Source organism: Saccharomonospora piscinae (genome assembly GCF_005862235.1).
Classification (GTDB): Bacteria; Actinomycetota; Actinomycetes; order Mycobacteriales; family Pseudonocardiaceae; genus Saccharomonospora; species Saccharomonospora piscinae.
The window spans coordinates 249,088-271,625 of record NZ_VCEK01000003.1; the positions used below are offsets into that span (position 1 = coordinate 249,088).

General features: G+C 68.7%; 18 protein-coding genes. 9 read left to right on the forward strand and 9 right to left on the reverse strand.

The window, feature by feature from the left end:
* Nucleotides 1-2 precede the first annotated feature (2 nt).
* The gene (locus tag FFT09_RS12370; RefSeq protein ID WP_037334015.1) at nt 3-524 is read left to right on the forward strand and encodes a flavin reductase family protein; all 522 of its coding nucleotides are present in this window, start codon (nt 3-5) and stop codon (nt 522-524) included.
* Nucleotides 525-590: 66 nt separating this feature from the next.
* Here FFT09_RS12370 and FFT09_RS12375 read toward each other — a convergent pair whose 3' ends face one another.
* From FFT09_RS12375 to FFT09_RS12385, 3 genes are all read right to left on the reverse strand, one after another.
* Nucleotides 591-1,364: a helix-turn-helix domain-containing protein gene (locus FFT09_RS12375; protein ID WP_138382787.1), complete on the reverse strand. Its 774-nt coding sequence runs from the start codon at nt 1,362-1,364 to the stop codon at nt 591-593.
* Between the two features lie 361 nt (nt 1,365-1,725).
* On the reverse strand, nt 1,726-2,778 hold the full coding sequence (locus FFT09_RS12380) for a carboxymuconolactone decarboxylase family protein (protein ID WP_138382789.1): 1,053 nt from the start codon (nt 2,776-2,778) through the stop codon (nt 1,726-1,728).
* Between the two features lie 57 nt (nt 2,779-2,835).
* The gene (locus FFT09_RS12385; RefSeq protein ID WP_081191610.1) at nt 2,836-3,825 is read right to left on the reverse strand and encodes a DUF1702 family protein; all 990 of its coding nucleotides are present in this window, start codon (nt 3,823-3,825) and stop codon (nt 2,836-2,838) included.
* A gap of 249 nt (nt 3,826-4,074) precedes the next feature.
* On the opposite strand from FFT09_RS12385, the gene FFT09_RS12390 reads away from it, so the two are divergent.
* Both FFT09_RS12390 and FFT09_RS12395 read left to right on the forward strand, forming a co-directional pair.
* A complete protein-coding gene (locus tag FFT09_RS12390) occupies nt 4,075-5,649 on the forward strand; it encodes an MFS transporter (protein WP_244231340.1) in 1,575 nt (524 codons plus the stop codon).
* Between the two features lie 79 nt (nt 5,650-5,728).
* On the forward strand, nt 5,729-6,721 hold the full coding sequence (locus tag FFT09_RS12395; protein WP_081191609.1) for a methyltransferase domain-containing protein: 993 nt from the start codon (nt 5,729-5,731) through the stop codon (nt 6,719-6,721).
* Between the two features lie 219 nt (nt 6,722-6,940).
* Here the strand turns inward: FFT09_RS12395 and FFT09_RS12400 are convergent, their stop codons facing one another.
* Complete coding sequence (locus tag FFT09_RS12400) at nt 6,941-8,920, reverse strand: KedN5 family methylcobalamin-dependent radical SAM C-methyltransferase (RefSeq protein WP_138382791.1); 1,980 nt, start codon at nt 8,918-8,920, stop codon at nt 6,941-6,943.
* 293 nt (nt 8,921-9,213) lie between these two features.
* Here FFT09_RS12400 and FFT09_RS12405 point away from each other — a divergent pair, with 293 nt between their 5' ends.
* From FFT09_RS12405 to FFT09_RS12415, 3 genes are all read left to right on the forward strand, one after another.
* Nucleotides 9,214-10,758: a 4-hydroxyphenylacetate 3-hydroxylase family protein gene (locus FFT09_RS12405; RefSeq protein ID WP_081191607.1), complete on the forward strand. Its 1,545-nt coding sequence runs from the start codon at nt 9,214-9,216 to the stop codon at nt 10,756-10,758.
* Nucleotides 10,759-10,881: 123 nt separating this feature from the next.
* Entirely contained in the window at nt 10,882-11,211 is a 330-nt protein-coding gene (locus FFT09_RS12410; RefSeq protein WP_024875072.1) for a YciI family protein, read from the forward strand.
* Nucleotides 11,212-11,237: 26 nt separating this feature from the next.
* A complete protein-coding gene (locus tag FFT09_RS12415; protein ID WP_081191606.1) occupies nt 11,238-12,476 on the forward strand; it encodes an RNA polymerase sigma factor in 1,239 nt (412 codons plus the stop codon).
* A 67-nt stretch (nt 12,477-12,543) separates the two neighbouring features.
* Here the strand turns inward: FFT09_RS12415 and FFT09_RS12420 are convergent, their stop codons facing one another.
* Together FFT09_RS12420 and FFT09_RS12425 are read right to left on the reverse strand one after the other, a co-directional pair.
* Nucleotides 12,544-14,142 carry an outer membrane protein assembly factor BamB family protein gene (locus FFT09_RS12420; RefSeq protein ID WP_138382793.1) on the reverse strand — a complete coding sequence of 533 codons (1,599 nt, stop codon included), beginning with the start codon at nt 14,140-14,142 and terminating at the stop codon, nt 12,544-12,546.
* On the reverse strand, nt 14,132-15,379 hold the full coding sequence (locus FFT09_RS12425; RefSeq protein WP_138382795.1) for a PQQ-dependent sugar dehydrogenase: 1,248 nt from the start codon (nt 15,377-15,379) through the stop codon (nt 14,132-14,134). The genes FFT09_RS12420 and FFT09_RS12425 overlap by 11 nt, the downstream gene beginning before the upstream one ends.
* Nucleotides 15,380-15,694: 315 nt before the next feature.
* Here FFT09_RS12425 and FFT09_RS12430 point away from each other — a divergent pair, with 315 nt between their 5' ends.
* From FFT09_RS12430 to FFT09_RS12435, 3 genes are all read left to right on the forward strand, one after another.
* On the forward strand, nt 15,695-16,909 hold the full coding sequence (locus FFT09_RS12430; protein ID WP_138382796.1) for a cytochrome P450 family protein: 1,215 nt from the start codon (nt 15,695-15,697) through the stop codon (nt 16,907-16,909).
* A gap of 92 nt (nt 16,910-17,001) precedes the next feature.
* Complete coding sequence (locus tag FFT09_RS23300; protein WP_244231341.1) at nt 17,002-17,208, forward strand: DUF6222 family protein; 207 nt, start codon at nt 17,002-17,004, stop codon at nt 17,206-17,208.
* A complete protein-coding gene (locus FFT09_RS12435; RefSeq protein WP_138382798.1) occupies nt 17,205-18,767 on the forward strand; it encodes an acyl-CoA carboxylase subunit beta in 1,563 nt (520 codons plus the stop codon). The genes FFT09_RS23300 and FFT09_RS12435 overlap by 4 nt, the downstream gene beginning before the upstream one ends.
* Before the next feature lie 44 nt (nt 18,768-18,811).
* Here the strand turns inward: FFT09_RS12435 and FFT09_RS12440 are convergent, their stop codons facing one another.
* From FFT09_RS12440 to FFT09_RS12450, 3 genes are all read right to left on the reverse strand, one after another.
* Nucleotides 18,812-19,606: a DUF6008 family protein gene (locus FFT09_RS12440; protein WP_244231342.1), complete on the reverse strand. Its 795-nt coding sequence runs from the start codon at nt 19,604-19,606 to the stop codon at nt 18,812-18,814.
* A gap of 98 nt (nt 19,607-19,704) precedes the next feature.
* Nucleotides 19,705-20,910 carry a class I SAM-dependent methyltransferase gene (locus tag FFT09_RS12445; RefSeq protein WP_138382800.1) on the reverse strand — a complete coding sequence of 402 codons (1,206 nt, stop codon included), beginning with the start codon at nt 20,908-20,910 and terminating at the stop codon, nt 19,705-19,707.
* 28 nt (nt 20,911-20,938) lie between these two features.
* Nucleotides 20,939-22,318 carry a cytochrome P450 gene (locus FFT09_RS12450; RefSeq protein ID WP_081191600.1) on the reverse strand — a complete coding sequence of 460 codons (1,380 nt, stop codon included), beginning with the start codon at nt 22,316-22,318 and terminating at the stop codon, nt 20,939-20,941.
* Nucleotides 22,319-22,538: the final 220 nt, after the last annotated feature.

The following is a 22,538-nucleotide window of genomic DNA, read 5'->3' on the forward strand; positions in this document are numbered from 1 at the left end:
GCATGGACCAGGCTGATCAGCGCGCTCCCGGTGAGCCCGCGCCCCTTCTCGATCCGCTGCGGTTTCGCGGTGTGCTGGGCAAGTTCGCCACCGGTGTCACGGTCGTGACCGCGGGCCCCGAGATGCCGAGGGGAATGACCGTCAACGCCTTCAGCTCGGTGTCGCTCCAGCCACCGACCATCCTGGTGTGTGTGCAGCGCAGTAGCTCAATGCACCAGGCGATCCTGGCGAACGACGCCTTCGCCATCTCGGTGCTGTCGGCCGAGCAGGAGTGGATCGCCAGGCACTTCGCCAACCGGGCCCGGCCTCGCGGCGAGGCCGAGTTCGCGGCGATCGACTGGGTGACCGGAAGGCACACCGGTGTGCGGCTCATCGCCGATGCCGTCGCCTGGATCGAGTGCAGGCTCGCCGAGGTGTACGACGGCGGTGACCATTCCATCTTCCTCGGCTCCGTGCTGGCGATCGAGTGTGGGACGGTGTCGGACCCGCTGCTGTTTTTCAGCGGCGACTACCGCCTTCGGTGATCCCACCTTCCGACCCGGCGGCGAATGGCCCTCCTGCGGATAATCCGCGGAGGGCCATTCGCACTCTCAGGAACTCCGGGCCTGCTCCATCGCGGCGATCTCCGCCGGAGGTTTGCAGCTGTCCAGTTCCGGAATCACCATGAGGATGGGCGGGTCGAGCGCGCGGGTGGGGTGCAGCGCGATGTCCACCCTGCTCGTCGAGGCGGCACGCACCGAGACCGGTACCCCCGAGCCGAAGAACATCGGCTTACGCTCCCAGGGCGCGACGTCGAAGTTGTCCGCCTCCACGGCCGCGGCGCACACGTACCACTCACCGGGCGGGACCGCGCTCAGCAGGTAGTGACCGGAGTACTCGACGATGTCGCACGACACGGGTGTGCCCTGCAGGATCGGGCTCTCGAAGACCCCGACGTAGACCCGGATGCGCCGGTCGCTCGGCGGGACGGCCAGCCTGCCGAAGACGGTGCCGCACTGCGCCGGGTCGTCGGCTCGTCCGGGCGGCGCGACCATGCCGGTTCCGGTCCTGGCCAGCTGCCGGTACTGTCCGGGCGCCACACCGACGCACTTGGCGAAGCGGGTGGTGAAGGTGCCGAGACTGTTGTATCCGACGCAGTACGAGATGTCGGTGATGCTCAGTGACGTGCGTAGGAGCAGGTGCTTGGCGCGATAGAACCGCACAGCGGCGAGAAACCGTCCTGGGGACGTGCCGGTGGCCATGCGGAAGACCCGGGTGAAGTGGAACTTGCTGAGCAGGGCCGCGCCGGCCAGGTCGGTCATCGTCAGCGGTTCGTCGTAGCGTTGCCACATCAGGTTTATCGCATCTTCGACGTGTTCGTGCATGCAAATTCCCCTCCCGTTGCATAGGAAGTTCGAGTTGCGCGAATGCCCGATAAATGAATCGGACGGTCAGACAATCCCGGTCTCGGATATCTCGTCACGCTTGTCCGGATCGGTTCCCGGTAAGCGCGTACCGAAAATCACATCGTGGCCACCTGATCCGTTGTGTTCGCACGGTCCAAGATTGTGTGTCCGAATACAACGTTAGTGGCCCGGCCGGTTCACGAACACATATCTGATTGCTCTCACCGGGCAATCCGGGAGAAGCATCGGCGGGGTCGACGGTGTAGACCCCCTACCCCATTGGTTGTGGTAGGGGCTCGTCGGACGTCGCGCTGGAGTCGAACGTGCCCCGAATGCCGGATCAGCGGTAGGAGGCGCGGAGCGGGCCGAGCCGGCTCGACGCGGCGGCGAAACCGGCCCAGGCGGTGAGCTCGACGAGCCGCCGGTCGTCCGCGCCGGTACCTCGGAGCTCGTCGATGTCCTCTTGGCCGGTCTGGTGGGACGCGAGAGCGGTGAGCAGGGCGGCCCGGCCCGCCGGACGGTCGGCGGTAGGCAGGCTCCGCACCTCGTCGGTGAGCCACGCGCGGCTGAGTCCCAGTGGCGCGCCGTCCCACGCGGCCAGCCGGTCCGTCACCAGCCGCCGTACCGATTCCGGTACCGAGCGCTGCCCTGCGGCGTCGATGACGGCGGCGGCGCGCCCGAACGCGCCGGCGATGTGCGGGGCCTCAGCGGCCCACTCGAGCTCCGGCGGCGGTGGGGCGGCCGGCAGCAGGTCGAGCGAGGCACCGGGAGCGCGCCGCTGCCCGGCTGAACCCCGCATCAGCACGCTGAGCAGCCGCATCATGGTCGCGCGCAGTCTCACGGGAACGTGCGAGGGGAGCGGTGACTCGTCGAGGAAGACGTTGACCATCCGGTTGAAGTACTCGAAGGTCGCGGCCACGCCGATCAGTTCGGGGGCCCGCTCGCGCGGCAGTGTGGTGTCCCCGGGCGGTTCCCGCGTCTTCGCCCAGGTGGCGACGGCCAGCAGTTCCGGGTCGGTGATGTCGGCCAGCCGGGACTCGGCGATGGCCTGCGCCGTCGGATCGCGCAGCAGCCCGTTCAGCGTCGCGCCGTGGACGGCGACGCAGTAGGGGCAGGCGTTGGCGGCCGAGACCGTGCTGGCCACGGCCTCCTTGGCCGCACGAGGGGCGTGCCAGGAGGCGACCAGTGTCTCGCGCAGGAGCACCCAGCTCGCGGCCATCACCTCGGGTGCGGGGGAGTGCAGCACCACCGGCGGAGCCAGCATGCCGAACTCCCGCTCCACCTGCCGATAGACGGTGCGGGTGAGCCCGTCGGACGCGCCGAATCTGACCGGCCGGACGTACCGGACCTGTTCGATCGACCTGCGTAGTGCTTTGCCGGCTGCCGGACTCACGGTCGTGTCCCCCTGGGTGTCGGGTCGGTGCTCACCGCGGTCGCGAGTCGGCGGATCTCACGCCGGACTCGCGCCGGGCAGTGTGTCGGCGATCCGTCGCCGCCAGAGCTCGAACGCGGGTGTCTCACCGTCGGGCGCGGTCTCGCCGTCCGGGGGAACGGAATCCTGGCAGATCCGGTCGGCGGCATCCGGCGAGACACCGCAGAGTGTCAGTGCCGCCGTTTCGGTGTGCGGGCCGACCTGGCCCGCGAGCACCCGTGCCGAGGCCGCGAACGCGCTGCCCTGAGCCAGCTGTGCCCGGTACTCACCCGCCCGCTCGGCGAGCGAGCGCAGCTCCGACTCGTCGGCGCCGCCCGCGTAGGTGGCGGCAAGGCCGACACCGGCGAACAGGTCGGGCCTGCGCTCGGCGTCGAATCTGCCGATCAGGTCGGTGACGAGACGGACATCGGTCCCGCCGACGAACCACAGCGCCCTGCCGATGCCCTGGTCGATGGCTCGCTGGGCGTACCACCGCGGGCCGTCGTCCGGCCAGCCGAAGTCCTGCTCCCGGAACTGCTGGTTGACGTAGCGCTCCGTCTGGAAGTACGCCTGATGGAAGCCGTAGCCGTCGTGGACCAGCCAGCGCAGGAGCGGATCCGTGACGCCGGCGGTCACCGAGGGCCAGCAGAACCTCGGCAGCCGCGCCAGCGCCCAGCCGACCCCGACATACGTGAGGTAGGTGTGGGCCTTGGCCGGGCCGGCGAGGAAGTCCGCGACGTGGTGGCGATGCCCGAACGGCAGCCCGTCGCGAATCGCGAAGGCCATTCCGGCTCCCTCGTAGGCGAACCCCTGGAACTGGTCGTCCACCGTCTCCAGGTTCCGTTCCACTTCGAGTGCCGAGGCCGCTTCGGCGGCGTGCGCGAGCCCGTGGAGGAAGAATCCCCCCGCCGCCTCCAGCAATTCCCGCGAGCGTTGATCCTTCTCCGGGAAGCCACGAATGGCGAGGTGTGTTTCGGAGACGTTCGGCGTGAGGACGCGACGCCGAACCCTACCCAGAATACTGGACAACGATTCCTCCTCGGCGAACGGGAATAATCACCAGATTCGTTCCCGGTCCGGAATGTCGACTCCACTGTGCCCGCGGTCTTCCTGCCGTGTCTTCTCGGAGCGTGCGGGCGGGCGAGAATGCGGCGATCCGGATGCCATCGCGGCGACAATCGCAAGGCGGAAGATGCGGCCGGTGGGCGGCTCGGGAATCTTCGGTTGTGAGCGCCTGGGGCTCGGACGAGGGGCACTGACGGAAGGAAACCGCGAAACGTGGCCGTCGACGACGCACATCGCAGGGCAGCCGGGCTCAAGGAGTGGGCCGGACTGGCGGTCCTGACCCTGGCCGTCCTCATGATCAGTTTCGACATGTTCGTGCTGCTGCTCGCGCTGCCCGGCCTGTCCGCCGATCTGGGTCCCAGCACGGTCGAGCAGCTGTGGATTCTCGACATCTACGGGTTCATGGTGGGGGGCTTCCTCGGCACGATGGGAATGCTGGGCGACCGGATCGGCAGGCGGAAGCTGCTGATGGCCGGTGCGGGCTGCTTCGCGCTGGCCTCGCTGGCGGCGGCGTTCGCCACCAGTCCGGAAATGCTCATCGTCCTGCGGGCTCTGCTGGGTATCGCCGGAGCGACGCTCGCGCCCTCCACCCTCGCGCTGATCAGCACGATGTTCACCGATCCCCGGCAGCGCGGTGTCGCCGTGGGGGTGTGGGCCGCGGGCTTCACGGTCGGTGCCATGCTCGGCCCTGTGGTGGGCGGGCTGTTGCTCGCGCACTTCTGGTGGGGCTCGGTCTTCCTGCTCGCGGTGCCCCTGATGGTGTTGCTGCTCGTGCTGTGCCCGATCCTCGTTCCCGAGTACAAGAACCCCGGTGGAGGCAGGGCGGACCTGCTCAGCGTGGCGCTGTCGCTGGGCGCGATGCTCGCGGTGACCTACGCGCTGAAGCAGGTCGCCCGGCACGGCTGGGAGATGCCGCCGGTTCTCGTCGGGATCGCGGGTGTCGCGCTCGGAGTAATTTTCGTGCGCAGGCAGTGGCGGCTGGACGACCCGTTGCTCGACCCGTCGTTGTTCCGCAGTCGCTCGTTCAGCGTGATGCTCACCGGACTGCTGCTGTTCGGGATCGTGGGCGCGGCCAGCATGGTGTTCATCACCCAGTTCCTGCAGTCGGTGTCCGGGATGACGCCATTGCGGGCGGCACTCTGTCTCGTGCCCGGCATGGTGGTCGCGGCGCTGAGCAGCACTGTCTCACCCGTGCTGGCGCGGCGGTTCCGCCCCGCCCAGCTCATCGGCTGGGGCGTGCTTGGCGTCGCGGCGGCCTACGCCCTGTTCACGCAGCTCGAATCCGACTCCAGCCCCGCTGTGCTGATCATCGGATTCGTCGTCATCGGACTGTGCGAGGGACCGCTGCTCGCGCTGGGCGTCAACCTGGTGGTCGACGCGGTTCCGGTCGAGAAGGCGGGCTCGTCGTCCTCGCTGGCACAGATCGCCAACGAGTCGGGCGCCGCGCTCGGTATCGCGGTCATGGGCAGCGTCGGTGCGGCCGTGTACGTGAGCAACCTGGGCTCCGGCCTGCCGCCGAACCTTCCCGAGCACGCCTCCGCCGCCGCAGGGGAGAGCCTGGCCGGCGCGGTCGCCGTCGCGCCGGAGTTGCCCCCACACCAGGCCGCCGAGCTGCTCGCCGTGGCACGGGACGCCTTCACCGATGGGATGAACGTCTTCGCGGCGATCAGCGTCGCGCTTCTGGTCCTCGTCTCGATTCTCGTCATGACCATGCTCCGGCACGTGCCGCCGACCGGTCGTCAGCCGGCACCGGCGTCCTCGCCGGAGGACACGACGGCGGCCGGGTGACTCCACCGACCAGGACCGCGGACGGTTCAGGTCCCTACCCGCACGGACAGCAACGCGACTGGAAGGTAGTTGACACGCCATGAACGACAGCAGGGATCCGGTGGCACAGATCTTCAACTCCGCCGTCGCGGCGCCTGCCATCGGCGCCGCGTGGCAGATCGGCATTCTCGACGCGATACACGACCACGGGGTGCTGAACCTGCCGAAATTCGCCGAGGAGCGGGGACTCCACCTGCCGTCGACCTCCGCGGTCGTGCGGGCGCTGGCCGCGGTCGACATCGTCGAGACCACCGAGAGCAAGGTGGTGCCCGGCGAACACTTCGCCGGGGTCTACCGGAATCGCTCGTTCTTCCACTGGCTGACCATGGGCAGCGGCGCGCTGTTCCGGCGGATGCCCGACGTGCTGCCGGTGGCCAACCGGAAGGGCGAGTTCTACGAGCGGGACTCCGCGGCCATCGCCTTCTCCTGCCGGGAGATGAACACCTTCTGCTACGACCCGTGGTTCTTCGACGTCGTCAACGGCATGACCGACACGCCCGCCGTCGTGGCGGATCTGGGCTGTGGCAGTGGCGAGCGGCTCATCCAGCTGCTGTCCCGCTTCCCGGACGCGGACGCCGTGGGCATCGACATCGCCGAGCCCGCGCTCGGCGAGGCGGCCGCCGCGACCGAGGCGGCGGGACTGGCCGACCGGATCACGCTGGTCGCGGACGACGTGCTCACCATGCGGCCACGAGCCGAGTTCGAGCACGTCGAGCTGCTCACGTGCTTCATGATGGGACACGACTTCTGGCCGCGGCAGCGCTGCGTCAGCACCCTGCGGCGGCTGCGGGAGCTGTTCCCCCGCGTGCGCCGGTTCCTGATCGGCGACGCCACGAGGACGGTGGACGTGGCCGATCGCGACCTCCCGGTGTTCACGCTCGGCTTCGAGGTCGCACACGACCTCATGGGCGTCTTCCTGCCCACGGTCGCCGACTGGGAGTCGGTGTTCGAGGAGGGCGGGTGGGTGCTGCGGGAGAAGCACTGGATCGGGCTGGCCGTGGGCGAAGTGATCTTCGAGCTGGAACCGCGCTGAGGCGGACGACGACAGCAGGACCGCGTCCCGCCCCCTGAGGGAGGGACGCGGTCCGTTTCGTTCGGGCCAGGTGTCCGGCGGACCCGGGATCAGGGTGCAGCGGATACAGCGCATACAGCGCATACAGCGCATACATCGGACACACGAAACGCCCGCCCGCCGTGTGGCGGACGGGCGTTTCGCTCCCCTGTGGTGCCGGCCTGGCGAGGCCGGACGTGGTCAGCAGCCTCCCTTGTCGCCGGTCAGGCTCGCGACCGTGCTGTCGACGGACTCGGTGGCCGCGTTGGCGAAGACCTCCTCGGCCGTCATCGCCATGAAGTGGACGATCGTCTCGTGGTTGGTGGAGGCGACCGCGCTCTCGCACCCGGGCTTGTAGTAGAGGTCCAGCTCGGTGGTACGCGGCGTGAGGTCCGGCTGTTCCTCGGCGCGCAGCCGGGCGACGATCCCCGGGATGTCGTAGTCGAGCCGCACGGTCCGTCGGTAGTAGTCCTCGCCTCGCACGGACACGAGCTCAAGCCCGGTGGTGTCCGGTTCCTCGGCCCCCGGCGGCGCAGCGACGGGCTTCGTCAGCAGGTCGTAGCGGAACATCTCGTCCAGGACGGGTGCCACCTCGGACGGAATCTCCGGGCGGATCCGTTCGTCCCACCACCGCGTCAGCATGCGCTCGACGTCGGGTTCCCGGTACAGGTAGCTGATGGCCGAGCCGACCTCGCCGGTCCCGACGACCACACTCTCCAGTGTGGAACGCAACGGCTCCGCCGCCGGGTCGTCGGTGTTGCGGACCCAGTCGTCGAGCGAGCGCAGGACCGTGGTCTGCCGGAAGCCGACGAGCTCGCGCAGGCCCGCCCAGATGATCCGGAAGACGGCCATCTCGGCGATCACCCTGGCCCAGAAGAGAAAACGCTGCATCTCCTGGTTCTCCGCGAAGGAGACCTGGCGGTTCTTCAGGACGTACTCGAAGTCGTCGTTGTCGCCGCGCACCGAGATGATGCCATGGAACTCACGCCGGTCGCCGTAGTCGGTGTTCGGCAGCAGCAGCATGGGATAGCAGGCGATGCGGGACACGCGCTCGGCGAGCTTGTCGTATCCCGCCATGAACGATTCGACCGTTTCCCCGGGAGCGCCCCAGATCAGCTCCGCGTAACAGTCGAGGCCCTCACGGCTGAGCCACTCGGACAGATCCTCCCAATCGTTGACCTTCATGTTCTTGCGGTTCATCAGTTCGAGAGTGTTGTCGTCGAGCGTCTGCAACGCCAGCGTGAAGGAGCTGCGCATTCCGGCCTCCTTCATCCTGCGGACGATGGAGTAGAACGTCTTCGACTTGTTCTTCGCCCACGACGTCTCCAGTGCCCTGGGGAAGCCGTATTGGTCGCGGATCTCGATCAGGTCCTCGACGAACTGCAGATCACCGGGCAGCAGGCCGAAGTTCGCGTCACAGACCACGATCGTGTGAACGCGCAGTTTGGCGAAGAACTCCAGTTCCGCCCGCAGCCGTTCGCGGGAGAACGCCCGCACCTTCTGGCCCACGGCGCCACCCCAGTAGCAGAACGCGCACTTGTAGGGGCAGCCCCGGTTGGTCTCCATCAGCGCGACGTCGTAACGGAACTCGCCCTGGTCGTCCGTCATCTCGATGGTGTTGGTCAGAAAGGGTGAGGGAATCTCGTCCAGATTCGCGATCCGCTCCCGGTCCGCGGTGGTCAGTACACGGTTCTCCGCGTCCCGGTAGGAGATTCCGTTCACGGCGGCGAGGGTGTCCTCGCCCGCGCCGTCGAGGTAGGCGTGCAGCAGGTCGCGGAAGATGAGCTCGCCCTCACCGTTCACGACCACGTCGACCTCGGGGAACATCGCGAACGTCCGCTCGGCCTGGTTGGCGACGTGTGTGCCGCCGAAGATGACCCAGCCCTGGGGATTGAGCTGCTTGAAAGTCGCCGCGAGTGCGCCGAAGGCGCGGTAGCTCCAGCCGAACACCGAGAACGCCAGCACGTCGGGGACACGGTCGCCGAACAGCTCGTACGCCATGGACGACAGCGTGACCTTGCCCCGGAAGTTCCGGATGTTGATGTCGAATTTCGTGGCGATCGTGTCGTCCGCGAGGGCGGTGGCCTTGAGATATCCGGACGCGAGCGGCATCGATTCGAGTGGCATGTCCCAGATGCCCTGCTGGACGAGATCTACTGTCAGCTTGCCGCTGTCGGGCATAGTCTCCCTCATTTCTCGGCGTGGATGACCGGTCGTTCGGCGAGCGATCACACCAGCAAAAGCATCACACCCCCCTTCCGTTGCAGGCACCTCTTCGAGTGCGGTTCGTACGTTTTCCGGACCAGTCGGTATCGCGGCCGTTGTGTGAGACCGGAACACCACAGAACTGTCGGGAACCGCTACCTCTCGCGTGCGGTATTGCCCGCACCGAGGAAGATGCGGGCGATCCGGTGCGGCTGTGAGGATCTGCGGTGGATCAGGCATGCGCCGTACGACAAAGGGGACGATGTCCGATGGGTTCTCGGCCGCTCACCGGTGACGAGTACGTGGAAAGCCTTCGAGACGGGCGGGAGATCTACCTTTACGGCGAGCGAGTCAAGGACGTGACCGAACACCCGGCCTTCCGGAACGCGACCCGGATGACCGCGCGACTGTACGACGCGCTGCACGATCCCGAGCACCGTTCGGTGCTCACCACCGCCACCGACGCAGGGGGCGAGGGTGAGGGCTTCACCCACCGGTTCTTCACCACTCCCCGCAGTGCCGAGGACCTGGTGGCCGCGCAGCGGGCGATCGCGGGCTGGGCCAGGCTGTCCTACGGCTGGATGGGCCGGAGCCCGGACTACAAGGCGTCCTTTCTCGGCACGCTGGGCGCCAACGCCGAGTTCTACGAACCGTTCGCGGACAACGCGCGGCGCTGGTACCGGGAGTCGCAGGAAAAGGTGCTGTACTGGAACCACGCGATCGTGCATCCGCCGGTCGACCGCCATCTACCGCCGGACGAGGTCTCGGACGTCTTCGTCCACGTGGAGAAGGAGACCGACGCCGGGGTCGTGGTCAGCGGAGCCAAGGTCGTCGCCACGGGATCGGTGCTGACGCACTACAACTTCATCGCCCACTACGGACTCCCGGTCAAGGACGCGAGGTTCGCGCTGGTCGCCACGGTGCCCACGGACGCACCGGGCATGAAGCTGATCTGCCGCCCGTCCTATGCCGCCACCGCGGCCGTGATGGGAAGTCCGTTCGACTATCCGCTGTCGTCCCGGCTGGACGAGAACGACACGATCCTGATCCTGGACAAGGTGCTCATCCCGTGGGAGAACATCTTCATCTACGGCGACGTGAGCAAGGTGCAGATGTTCAGCGGGCACTCGGGATTCGTCGAGCGTTTCACCTTCCACGGCTGCACCCGGCTCGCGGTGAAGCTCGAGTTCATCGCGGGTCTAGTGGCCAAGGCGCTGGAGCTGACCGGGACGGAGGACTTCCGGGGCGTGCGGTCCCGGCTCGGCGAGATCCTCGCCTGGCGTGATCTGTTCCAGGGGCTGTCCGACGCGGCGGCCCGCAACCCGGTGCCGTGGCGCAACGGCGCGGTGCTGCCGAACCCGCGGTACGGCATGGCGTACCGGTGGTTCATGCAGACGGGATACCCCCGGGTGCGTGAGATCGTGTTGCAGGACGTCGCGAGCGGGCTGATCTACCTCAACTCCGGCGCCGCCGACTTCCGGAACCCGGAGATCCGGCCCTACCTGGACAAGTACGTCCGCGGGTCGAACGGCAAGGACGCGGCTGAGCGGGTCAAGGTCATGAAGCTGCTGTGGGACGCGGTCGGTACCGAGTTCGGCGGCCGGCACGAGTTGTACGAGCGCAACTACGCCGGAAACCACGAGAACACCAGGATCGAGCTGCTCACCGCGCGGGAGGCGAGCGGTGAGCTGGACGACTACAAGGCGTTCGTCGACCAGTGCCTCGACGAGTACGACCTCGACGGGTGGACCGTGCCCGACCTTTCCTCGTTTCCCGGATTCGAGGCGCGGCGTTCCAGCATTCTGAACGAGTGACGGCCGGTTCACCGGTCGGTGTGCGTTCACCGCTGGTGTGACACGTGTGGCATCCTGAGCTCGCAGCGTTACGATATGGCCACAGCCCGATCAAGTGCCATACGACGACTAAGGACTGCCCGCATGCCGCAGTACGCGATTCTCATCTATGAGAAGGAAATGCCGGTCGAGGACATCCCGGCCGACGTGATGGAGGCCAACATGGCCGCACCCGCGAAGATCGAGGCGATGGGTGCGCGCGTCGTGGACGAGCAGGCGCTCCAGCCCGCCAGCACGGCCACCACGATCCGCAAGGGCGGCATGGTCACCGACGGGCCGTTTCTGGAGACGAAGGAAGCCTTCGCCGGAATCTTCGTGGTCGAGTGTCGCGATCTCGACCAGGCCATCGAGATCGGCAAGCTCTTGCCGATCATGGAGGGCGGCGTGGAGATCCGGCCACTGCACGAGATGTGACAGGTAGCCGCCGAGCCGGTCGAGTCATGCACGAGACCGACGCCGCCCGTGCCGTCGCGGACGCGCACCGGCGCGAGTGGGCCACGGTGCTCGCCGCGACGGTGCGCGTCGCTCGTGACCTCGACCTGGCCGAGGAGTGCGTCCAGGACGCCTACGTCGCCGCGCTGCGGACCTGGACGGCCGAGGGCGTGCCGGCCAATCCCGGGGCGTGGCTGGTCACCACGGCCCGCCGCAACGTGCTGGACGCACTGCGGCGAGCGCAGGTGTTCCGCGCCAAGATGCCGTTGCTGGCCGTCGACGACGTGGCCGAGGTGAGCCTCGCCGGGCAGTCCGCGTTCGGCGACGACCTGCTGAGCCTGATCTTCATGTGCTGCCATCCCGCGCTGCGCCCGGAAGGCCAGATCGCGCTCACCCTGCGCCTCGTGTGCGGTGTCGAGGCACCGGACATCGCCCAGGCGTTCCTGGTCGCGGAGACCACGATGCGCGCGCGGATCACCAGGGCGAAGAAGAAGATCGCCGCAGCCCACATCCCTTTCCGGGTGCCAGCCGAGCACGAGTTGCCGGAGCGTGTCGACGCGGTGCTGACCGTGATTCACCTGCTGTTCACCACCGGCCACACGGCGCCGTCCGGCGACGACCTCACCCGCACGGATCTGGCCGAACGCGCCGTCGGCCTCGCCCGTACCCTGCACTCGCTGGTGCCGGACGAGCGCGAGGTCCGCGGCCTGCTGGCGTTACTGCTGGTGAACCATGCCCGCCGCACCGCGCGCACCGACGCCACCGGCAGGCTGTTGCGGCTGGAGGAGCAGGACCGGTCTCAGTGGGACCGGGAGATGATCGCCGAGGGGCATCACCTGATCGTGGAGGCGCTGCGTGGCGGGACTCCCGGCCGCTTCGCGTTGCAGGCGGCCATCGCGGGCCTGCACGCGACGGCGCCCACCTACGAGGACACGGACTGGAACCAGGTACTCGTGCTGTACGACGAGCTGCTGAAGGTGTGGCCCTCCCCGGTCGTGGCGCTCAACCGAACCGTGGCCGTGGCCATGGTGGACGGCCCGGTGGCCGCACTGCGCGAGGTCGAGCGCTTGGAACGCGACGAGCAACTGGCCGGTTACCACTACGTTCCCGCCGTCAAGGCCGACCTGTTCCGCCGCCTGGGCTGCCGCGACGACGCCGCTGCGGCCTATCGCACGGCGCTCGACCTGGCGGACAACGAGGCCGAGCGCGTCTTCCTTGCCGACCGGCTGACCGAGTTCACGAGCTGAAGCGGCAGCGAAAAGCTCACCCGGTGACCCGCGGGGGCGGGGTTCACCGGGTGGGCGGTTCAGGTGTTCAGCAGCGGCCCGGGGGCCACCACCCGAACCAGGGGAAGTGCCCGGAGCCGAGCCGGTAGGCCACGATCTCGGCCCGCTCGTCCTCACTCTGCGGCCAGCCACTCGCGGCGAGCACGGTGTTGCCGCTGATACTCACCGGCGAGTTCGACGTTCCCGGCAGCCGGTCCTTCCAGAGCGGCCGTCCGGTCCTGGCGTGGTGGGCGTGGATGACCCCGTCGAAGGTGGTCGTGAACACCACGTCGTTCGTCACCGACGTTCCGCCGTACGGCGACGAGTCGAGCGGCCGGGACCACTTGATGCGCCCGGTGGCGAGGTCCAGTGCGACGAGTTCGCCGGTGCCCTCGGTGAGGGCGGGCATCGACGGTGTGGTCTGGTTCTCCCAGGTCACACTCAAGTTGTTCACCGCGACATACACGGTTCGCCGGTCCACTGCGCCGGGGGCGGGGACACCGCCGAGCGCGCCGGGATACAGGGTGACCGGCAGCTCGGGGAGCTCGTCGTACCTGCCCTCCATCGCGAGCAGGTTGTCGTCGTCGTGCCCGTTGTGCTTGCCGACGGCCGTCTTCCACAGCAGTCGCCCGGTCTCGCGGTCCAGGGTGTAGACGTAACCGGTCTTGCCCGAGGTGACCACGACCGGCCTGCCCCGGACCTCCGTCAGGATCGGCGAGTTCTGCAGATCCCAGTCGTAGATGCCGTGCGGGGTGACCTGGTAATGCCAGACCACCTCGCCGGTGTCGGCGTCCAGTTTCACGACCGAGTTGGAGTAGAGGTTCGCGCCGGGGCGGCTCGATCCCCAGGGGAATTCCTCGGTCCCGACGAACGGGTTGGGATTGGCGACGGCGACGTAGAGATCGCCGTGCTCGTCGAAGGTCGGGGGGTACCACAGGCCGCCGCCGGAGTTGATGTCCGGCCTGCCCCAGAGGTGAGTCGGGACCGTGTGGAACTTCCACTTGGGCTCACCGGTCCGCGCGTCCATCGCCCAGAGCATGCCGACGGCTCCCTCGGCGTTGCCGCCGTCGAGGAAGCTGGGAACCGTCGAGATGTAGACGGTCCCGTCGTGGACGCCGGGCGACATGTCGATGGCCTCGCTGTGGTTGCGCGTGAGCTTGTGCCGCCACAGCTCCTTGCCGGTCCGCGCGTCGAGCCCGAACGCCTCGGTCAGCGTGGCGCCGAACACCATGCCGTCGGCGACGGCGACGCCGTTGGGGCCGTTGGTGTGCGAGTCGTACATCTTGGTCCACAGCACCCGGCCACTGCGCTGGTCGATCGCGTAGACGTTGGAGTCGAGGTCCTGGGTGTAGACCACGCCGTCAACCACGATCGGTGAGGCGGCGTAGCCACCCGGCCACTGGTCGGTGGGCGCCTCGATGGGCACGGACCACGCTGGTCGCAGGTGGCGGACGGTCCAGGAGTTGATCGGCCCGTCCACCGCTCGGGTGCCGGACTGATCAGCGTTGGGCTGGGTCCACGTGCTTCCGTGGCAGTAGTGGTGGGGCCGAGGTAGGGCCTCGGTGGCGTGGGCCGCGGTCAGCGTGGTCGCGCCCAGCACGGTCACGGCGATCGCGGCGACGCCGCGTTTCCAGCGGTTAACGATCATCTTGCTCGCCTTCCCAGTCGTCCCAACGCCAGAGGCACCCGGTTCCGGGCTCGGCGCGGACACCGTGGTCGGTCATCTCGAACTGTCCGAAATCGAGGACGTAGAGCGCGCCGTCGGCCGGTCCGACCGCGACGTCGATGGGGCGGTGTGTCTTCTGCCCTGCGGGCAACGGCCGTGTCGATCCGTCCTCGGGATCGACGAGCACGAGGTGGCGGCCCACGGTGGGGTGTCCGGGGGGTGCGGTCATCGGCGTCTCGTCACCGAACAGCGCGACCACGAGCTTGCCGGAGGGGGTCACGGCGAACTTCGTCGCCGAGACGTGCGGATCGAACTCGACGAGGGCGGCTTCGGGTGGCGGTAGCGTCTCGTGCTCGGTCAGTAGAAAGCCCAGCTCGGGCCCGCGCACCGGCCGGAACCGGGGGTCGGTGACCGGCACGCCTCCGACGAAGTCCGGCCAGCCGTACCAGCGGCCCTGCCGCACCTCGTACAGCAGGTCGGGCGCGTTGCCGATCGGGCGGCTGCCGCGGTCGTCCGCGCCCTGGTCCAGTGCGAGCAACCGGCCGTCCGGCAGGAAACCCAGGCCGAAGGCGTTACGCAGCCCCCAGGCGACGAGTTCCAGGTTCGAACCGTCCACATCGCACCGCATGACCGCCGCCGTACACGGCACGGTGCCGGTCACACGCTGCCCGGGTCGCGTTTCCGTCCCGAACGGAACGAATCCGCCGGTCGAGGTCGTGGCGCCCGGCTCGTCGCCGAACGGGTCGGAGGTTGTCCTGTCCGACCCGGCCAGCGTGATGTCGAGGCCCGGGATGTCGTGTGCGTGGGGAAGGCGTTTGAGCCAGCCGATCTCGTAGGCGTCGAGGCCGATGACGCCCAGGTTGGACATGGCGCCCTGGCTGAAGTAGAGCTTCTCGTCCGGGCCGATCGCCGCCATGTTCGTGTGGTAGTTGCCCGGCCCCGGCAGGGAATCGACCACGGTCGAGCGTGACCCGTCGGCGCGGATTCGCGTGATCCGCCCGGCGCCACCCTCGGAGACGAAGGCCTCGCCCGCGTGCAGGCACAGGCCGGTGACCGGCGCGGCCAGCCCGTCGGCGATCACCTCACCTCGCAGGTCGCGGCCGGGGTTCTCGATCCGGTGGACCCGGCCCCCGGGTCGGGCACCACCGAACGGCAGGCCGGACTCCGCGACACAGGCCGATCCGTCGGTGTCGAAAGCGATGCTAGTCGGGAAATCCAAGCCGTTCATGACAATGACGGGTTCTGACACGGGCGCCTCCCGGAATTGGTTGTGAGTGAGGATAGTGCGGCAATGCGTGCGGTACTTCTCGCCGAATGCGCGACCGACAGGAATCCGGGGCGACGAGGGGCGGGCCGGTTCGGGTGCCGTGCGGGGCCGCCCGTGGTTCTTGCAGGATGCCTTTTTCGTCGCCGTGGCTTTTGTCGGGGTGGCGATGTCGGCGGAGTCGTGGTTAAAGTCGTCGGCGACGGCCCCGCAGTCCGGTGGCAGTCGTCTCGACAAGCCCCGATTCTTTGGCGGCGAGGAGCGAATCTTATGGTTGACGACACGATTGTGCCGGCCGAGCGGTTCGGACCCGATTTTCTCCAGGACCCACATTCGACGTATTCGCGGTTGCGCCGCGAGGCGCCGGTGCAGCGGGTCGTGTTGCCCGCGGGATTGCAGGCATGGGTCGTGACCCGGTACGACGACGTGCGGGCCGCGCTGGCGAATCCCGGGCTGCGCAAGGACTTCCGGCGCTACCCTGACCTGTTCGCCCGCAACACCATGCGCAACCAGCCCGGCTTCGTGCATCCCGCGCTCGTCGCGCACATGCTGAACATGGACCCGCCCGACCACGTCCGGCTGCGCAAGCTGGTCACGAAGGCGTTCACCCTGCGCCGGATCGAGGCGATGCGGCCCCGGATCGAGGAGATCACCACCGACCTGCTGGACGCGATGGCGGGTGCGGAGAGGGTGGATCTCGTCGAGGCGTTCGCCTTCCCGCTGCCGATCACCGTGATCTGCGAGATGATCGGCATGCCCGCGGAGGACCTCGACGGCTTCCGGTCCTGGTGCAACACCCTGATCTCGGGCGGGGAACCCGACGAGGTGCAGCACGCGGCCGACGCGACCAAGGCCTACCTGCTGGAACTGATCGCCAAGAAGCGCGAGGAACCCGTCGAGGACCTGTTCGGCGCGCTGGTACACGCCCGCGAGGACGGCGACCAGCTGACCGAGACAGAGCTCGTGTCGATGGTGTTCCTCCTGCTCGTCGCCGGTCACGAGACGACGGTGAGCCTCATCGCCTCCGGCGTGCTGTCGCTGCTGCGGAACCCGGAACAGTTCGCCGAGTTGCGGGCCGACCGGTCTCTGCTGCCCGGCGCCATCGAGGAGTTCCTGCGCTACGAGGGCCCGTTGAACATGGCGACCTTCCGCTACACCAACGAGCCCACCGAGATCGGCGGCGTGGAGATTCCCGCCGACGAGTTCGTGATGCTGGCGTTGACGTCGGCCAACCGGGACGAGGAGCAGTTCCCGGAGCCGGACACCCTCGACCTGCGGCGGGACACCACGGGGCACATGGCGTTCGGGCACGGCATCCACTACTGCCTCGGCGCTCCGCTGGCCCGGATGGAGGCCGAGATCGCGTTCAACCACCTGCTCGACAGGTTCGACCACATCGAACTCGCCGCGACGACGGAGGGTCTGCGGTGGCGCGAGGGTGTGGTGATCCGGAGCCTGGAGGCCCTTCCGGTCCGCATCGGCTGATCCGGCGCGAGTACGGCGCCGGCGGGGACGGGGACACGGCCCGGCACACGGCCGGGCCGCGACGGGGTGGCGGACGGGGAGGTGTGGACGGCATGACGGACGACACGTCTGGCCAACGCGGCTCGCGCGAGCCGCGGCGCCGAAGCGGCGCGGGAGGTGCCTCGGGGTCCGTGGTCGAGGCTCAGGAGGCGCGGATCGTGCTGGCGCCCCAGCTGGGGCGGGGCCTGCGGTGGAGCGACGTCGTCACCGCGATGGCGGCGGAGCGGGACCTCTCCGCCGGGGAGGCGGACGGGCGATGAGCGGCCCCGGCGAGCCTGACATGGCGTCGCTGCGGCAGGGGCACCGCAAGCTCCGCGACGAGATCATGGCCGGGGACAGCAGGGCGCTCGACCGCCAGCACGGACTGGGCAAGCGCACGGCGCGCGAGCGGTTGGAGCTCCTGCTCGATCCTGGATCGTTCGTCGAGGTCGATCTGTACCGGCGGCATCAGGTTCACTCGGCCCACCTCAAGGCCCGGCCGCACACCGACGGCGTCGTCGCGGGTTCGGGCACCATCGAGGGTCGCCGGGTGTTCGTCTACGCCCAGGACTTCTCGATCTTCGGGGGCTCACTGGGCGACGCGCACGCTTCGAAGATCCACAAGGTGATGGATCTCGCGATGTCCACCGGCTCACCGCTGATCGCCCTCAACGACAGCGGGGGCGCGCGGATCCAGGAGGGGATCACCGCGCTGCACGGCTACGGCGGAATTTTCCGCAGGCAGGTCGCGGCGTCGGGCATCATCCCCCAGTTCAGCGTGATCATGGGGCCGTGTGCGGGCGGAGCGGCGTACTCGCCCGCGTTGGCCGACTTCACGTTCATGGTCCGCGACACCGCCAGCATGTACCTGACCGGTCCCGACGTGGTGGAGGCGGTCAGCGGCGAGCGGGTCTCGCACGACGAGCTCGGCGGGGCGGACGTCCACGGTTCCCGCTCGGGCGTGGCGACTCTCGTGTACGACGACGAGACCACCTGTCTGCACGACGTCCGGTACCTGGTCTCGATGTTGCCGGGCAACAATCTCGACCCCGCACCGCGTACCCCCGAGTGCGGCGCCCAGCACGACGAACGTCCGTCGCTGGCCGAGCTGGTGCCTGCCGAGCCGAACCGGCCCTACGACATGCGCGACGTCGTCGCGCAGCTGGTCGACGACGGCGCCTACTTCGAGCTGCACGAGGACTGGGGCCGCAACATCCTCTGCGCGTTCGCCCGGATCGACGGCGAACTCGTCGGTGTCGTCGGCAATCAGCCGATGGTGCTGGCGGGCGTGCTGGACCGGGTCGCCTCACAGAAGGCGGCCCGGTTCGTCCGCTTCTGCGACGCCTTCAACATCCCGCTGGTCACGCTGGTGGACGTGCCGGGCTTCCTTCCGGGCACGGAGCAGGAGAGCGCCGGCATCATCAGGCACGGCGCCCAGCTGCTCTACGCCTACTGCGAGGCGACGGTGCCGCGTATCCAGGTCATCCTGCGCAAGGCGTACGGCGGCGCGTACATCGTGATGGACTCCCGGTCCATCGGCACCGACCTGTCACTGGCCTGGCCGACCAACGAGATCGCGGTGATGGGCGCCGAGGGCGCGGTCAACGTCCTGTTCCGCCGCGAACTGGCGGCCTCCGCCGACCCCGGGGCCAGGCGGGAGGAACTGGTGGCCGAGTACGCCACGCAGTACCTGCATCCGCACTACGCGGCCGAACGCGGCCTGGTCGACGACATCATCGATCCCGCGTCGACGCGGATGGCCGTGGCCGCGGGGCTGGCGATGCTGCGGGAGAAGCGGCATCGTCCGGCGGCCCGCAAGCACGGCAACATCCCGTTGTGACGGGCGGGGCCCCAAAAGGCCCCGCCCGCGACGTTCACTCCCGGCTATCGGCTACCGGCCACCTGTTCGTGGCGCGTGACCGGGACGGCATGCGCATCGTCACCGTCCTTCCCACCCGCGATTCCGTCGTAGGGGGAACGTGGCCTCGGCACCGGCACCGACCGGTCGAAGGAGTTCGCCACCTCACGCCGTTCCTTCCACAAGTGGTAGAGCGCGATGGCGAAGATGACGCTGCCGACGACGTTGGCGACGAAGTGCCACCAGACTCGGTAGGTCGTGAGTCCCGAACCCGGGTCGAGCAGTCCGAAGAAGGTCGAGAACCCGATGGCCTGACTCGCGCCGAGTGCGACCGACAGCGTCAGCACCACGTGTTCGACACCGTGTATCCCCTGCATGATCGTGCCCATGACGCCCCACCTGCGGGCTCGGGTGTGCAGCGCCCTTCGGGTGATCAGCACGACACCGACCAGCCCGGCCAGGAAGATGAAGTTGCCGACCATGTGGAGGATCTCCATGCCGAGCGAGGGCTTGTCGGGCGCCACCTGGCCGAACCCGTCGGCGAGCCCGGTGCCGAGCGGTGTCATCCACGCCTTCTCGTTGGGGTGCGCGACCCAGTACCCGACCTGGGCGAAGTGCTCCTGCACATGACCGAGCTGCCCCAGCATCCCCAGGATGATCACACCGGCGGACCCGTGGTAGACCCACGGGCGTACCGCTCGTCGGTTGGCGTAGGCCAGCACCGCGACCGCGGCCCACATGCCGACCGCCCAGAGAAGTAACCCGACGGCACCAACCGATTCCAGGTAGAGCGCCCCGGGTGAGCTAACAGAATGATTCATACAGACACACCTCCGGCCGTATCGAGACCAGTATGGTGCGGTGCCTATGCTGAAATAGCTTCACAAATGCGGAATCCGCGGGGGAGACTTGCCGTTCGTCAGCCGCGATCCTCCGGCCTCGCGATCACGGCCCCCACGACGAAGTCCGGGTAGTGCTCGGCCACGCCATCGACGTCCGGGAGGATCGTCACGTCACCGAGGCCCACGGCCTCGAAGGTGGCGCGCCAGGCCGCGGGTGTCAGGAAGCCGTGCGTCGGCCGCCGCACCGGGTCGGTGACCACGTCGGTGAAGCTGTCCAGGAAGTCGAAGATGAGTTCCGCGTGGATCGGCCGGGCGAGTTTGGTGGGACGCACGCATTCGGAGACCACGACCGCGCCGCCCGGTTTGAGCGCCCTGGCGGCCTCGGTCACGACGAAGTCGAGGTCCGGTGCCACGTGAAAGCAGTTGACGGAGTAAACCACGTCGAACGTGCCCGGCTCGACCCCCTGGGCGGCCCACGGCACGGTCATGTCCAGCCTGGCGGACTCCACCGTCGTCGACGCGGACGCGGCGGCCTTCGCCGCCCGCTCACCGTGCCGGGCGAACGTTTCCGCCACCTCGGTAAAGCGGTAGTGCGAGACGGCGGAGCCGAGTGACCGCAGCGCCTGCTCGGCGGCGCTGCCACAGCCACCACCGATCTCGAGGATCGCGAAATCGCCGCCCGACACGGGAGCGAGACGGGAGAGCGCCTCGGCGCCGACCGTGTTGTTGATGGCGTACAGGAGGTTGTCGTTGGAGAAGTAGCGCAACCAGAGCGGCAGCGCGTCGGGAGCGAACAGGATCTCGTCGCCGCTCGCCTCGCCCCGGAAGTAGCGATCCGCCCCGTCAGCCAGCGTGCGCAGGATCTCGGCGGCGACCTCGGCTCCGGGTGCGCGGGCCGCGAGTTCCGCCGCGACGGTGTCGAACTCCTCCACCACGGCAGCACCGGGAAGGTAGTGCTCCCCCCGCCTGGCGAGGACGCCCGTGTCCGCGAGCCGCTCGTACATGAACCGCAGCGGCACCGTCCGGCGCCACGGAATCGACAGTTGCCGCCGGACCTGCTGCACAGTCACGCCGTTGGCCGGTGGCAGCGCGCCGATCGACGCGAGGATGCCGTGGGCGGTCGTGTCGACGAGCCGGGCGAACGTCTCGTTCGCCGCGAGGAACTCGAACGTGAACAGGTCACGGACCCGCTCGTCGGCGATGGCGGCACGCAGTGTCGTGAACTCCGCCGCCCGGGGATGCCGGCCGGGCCGGACGTCCCGGTTCTCGGTGCGCTCGCTCATGGGGCCACCCTTTCCGTGCGTGGCGGGCTCAGGCCGAGACGTCGTCGGCCGGGGTCGGGTCGTGGACTGTCATGGGGAGCCCGCCGCCGAGGCGCAGCGACATCATCGGTTCCGGCCTGATCCGGTGCCCGGGCTGCTCCACCAGCAGGAGGTCCCGCATCAGCAGGGAAAGCACGAACGTGGCCTCCATCATCCCGAGATGGTTGCCGACGCAGAACCGTGGACCGGCCCCGAACGGGATGTGGGCGTACCGGGCGCGGTCGGCCGGTACGTCGGGGTCGAACCGTTCGGGATCGAAGCGTTCGGGCTCCGGCCAGTAGCGCGGGTGGCGGTGCAGGGTGTAGGGGCAGATCAGCACCTCCGCACCGGCGGGCACGCGGTAGTCGCCGATCACGTCGTCGGCCACCGCCCTGCGGGGAAGAATCCAGACCGGCGGGTAGAGCCGCATCGCCTCCTGCAGCACCATGTTCGTGTAGCGCAGCCGGGGAAGGTCCGCATAGGTCGGTCGCCGCCCGCCGAAGACGGCCACGGCCTCCTCGTGCAGGCGCTCCCGGACGCGGGGATGGCGCCCGACCAGGTGCAGGGTCCAGCCCACCGTGCTCGCGGTCGTCTCGTGCCCCGCCAGCAGCAGCGTCACCAGTTCGTCGCGCATGCGGCGGTCGGCGACCCTCCGGTCGGGCTCCTTGGCGGTGGAGGCGATGAGCCGGGTCAGCACGTCGTCGCCGGTCCCGGAAGGCTGGGCATTCCGCCGCGCCACCAGTTCGTTCACGACCCGCTCCAGCTGGGCGCGGGCCCTGCGGAACGAACGCTGCCCGCGCAGCGGCAACCATCGCGGCACCAGGCCCAGGGTCTCCATCTCGAACATCGCCTGGTCCTGGACGGCCTCGAACGAACTCTCGACCGAGTCGAACGCCCCGAGGTCGGTGTCCATCAGCGTGCTGCCCAGCACGCCCAGCGTGAGCGCGGTGACCTCGGTCAGAACGTTCACCGGCACTCCGGTGCCCCGATGGGCACGCAACCGCTCGACGAGCTCCAGCGCCTCCTCGATGATCACGTCGGCCCGCGCGGCGATCCGCTTGTGCTGGAACACCGGCTGGATGGTGCGGCGCTGTTCCTTCCACAGCGCGCCCTCACTGGTCAGCAGGCCGTCGCCCAGCGCACGTTTGGCCTCGGTGTAGCCGATGCCCTTGTGGTAGTTCGCCGCGTTGTCGGCGAGCACGTGCTTGGCGTGGTCGGGATGGTTGAAGATGTAGAGCTGCTTCGGGCCGATCGCCACCCGCACCGCGTCGCCGTACTCGCGGACCGCCTCGCTCATCAGGCCGAGCCGGTCGGCGCGAAGCTGGCGCAGAATGCGTGGTGCCTCCCGGCGGGGTGGGCCCGGAGGCACCCGGCCGCCGACGGCGCTCATGGTCGGTACTCCGCAACCTCAGTCACTGTTCACACTCCTGCGTCGGCAAAAGCATTTCCGAAAGACGCCGCCGTGGCACGCCACCAGGAGCCGGATCTGTTGTCCGCAAAACGGTGTCGTGGCCCGACGGCAATCGTCGGCGCGGAATGAGAACGGCCGCATCTCCCGCAATGCGGTGTCCCGTGACGAGGGCCGTATCGAAGAAACCGCCGGATCGGCA

What these genes read in the sequence shown, in the direction of transcription:
- FFT09_RS12370 (WP_037334015.1), top strand. Translation starts at nt 3, where the DNA reads ATGGACCAGGCTGATCAGCGCGCTCCCGGTGAGCCCGCGCCCCTTCTC.
- FFT09_RS12375 (WP_138382787.1), bottom strand. Translation starts at nt 1,364, where the DNA reads ATGCACGAACACGTCGAAGATGCGATAAACCTGATGTGGCAACGCTAC.
- FFT09_RS12395 (WP_081191609.1), top strand. Translation starts at nt 5,729, where the DNA reads ATGAACGACAGCAGGGATCCGGTGGCACAGATCTTCAACTCCGCCGTC.
- FFT09_RS12400 (WP_138382791.1), bottom strand. Translation starts at nt 8,920, where the DNA reads ATGCCCGACAGCGGCAAGCTGACAGTAGATCTCGTCCAGCAGGGCATC.
- FFT09_RS12405 (WP_081191607.1), top strand. Translation starts at nt 9,214, where the DNA reads ATGGGTTCTCGGCCGCTCACCGGTGACGAGTACGTGGAAAGCCTTCGA.
- FFT09_RS12410 (WP_024875072.1), top strand. Translation starts at nt 10,882, where the DNA reads ATGCCGCAGTACGCGATTCTCATCTATGAGAAGGAAATGCCGGTCGAG.
- FFT09_RS12415 (WP_081191606.1), top strand. Translation starts at nt 11,238, where the DNA reads ATGCACGAGACCGACGCCGCCCGTGCCGTCGCGGACGCGCACCGGCGC.
- FFT09_RS12420 (WP_138382793.1), bottom strand. Translation starts at nt 14,142, where the DNA reads ATGATCGTTAACCGCTGGAAACGCGGCGTCGCCGCGATCGCCGTGACC.
- FFT09_RS12430 (WP_138382796.1), top strand. Translation starts at nt 15,695, where the DNA reads ATGGTTGACGACACGATTGTGCCGGCCGAGCGGTTCGGACCCGATTTT.
- FFT09_RS23300 (WP_244231341.1), top strand. Translation starts at nt 17,002, where the DNA reads ATGACGGACGACACGTCTGGCCAACGCGGCTCGCGCGAGCCGCGGCGC.
- FFT09_RS12435 (WP_138382798.1), top strand. Translation starts at nt 17,205, where the DNA reads ATGAGCGGCCCCGGCGAGCCTGACATGGCGTCGCTGCGGCAGGGGCAC.
- FFT09_RS12440 (WP_244231342.1), bottom strand. Translation starts at nt 19,606, where the DNA reads ATGAATCATTCTGTTAGCTCACCCGGGGCGCTCTACCTGGAATCGGTT.
- FFT09_RS12445 (WP_138382800.1), bottom strand. Translation starts at nt 20,910, where the DNA reads ATGAGCGAGCGCACCGAGAACCGGGACGTCCGGCCCGGCCGGCATCCC.
- FFT09_RS12450 (WP_081191600.1), bottom strand. Translation starts at nt 22,318, where the DNA reads ATGAGCGCCGTCGGCGGCCGGGTGCCTCCGGGCCCACCCCGCCGGGAG.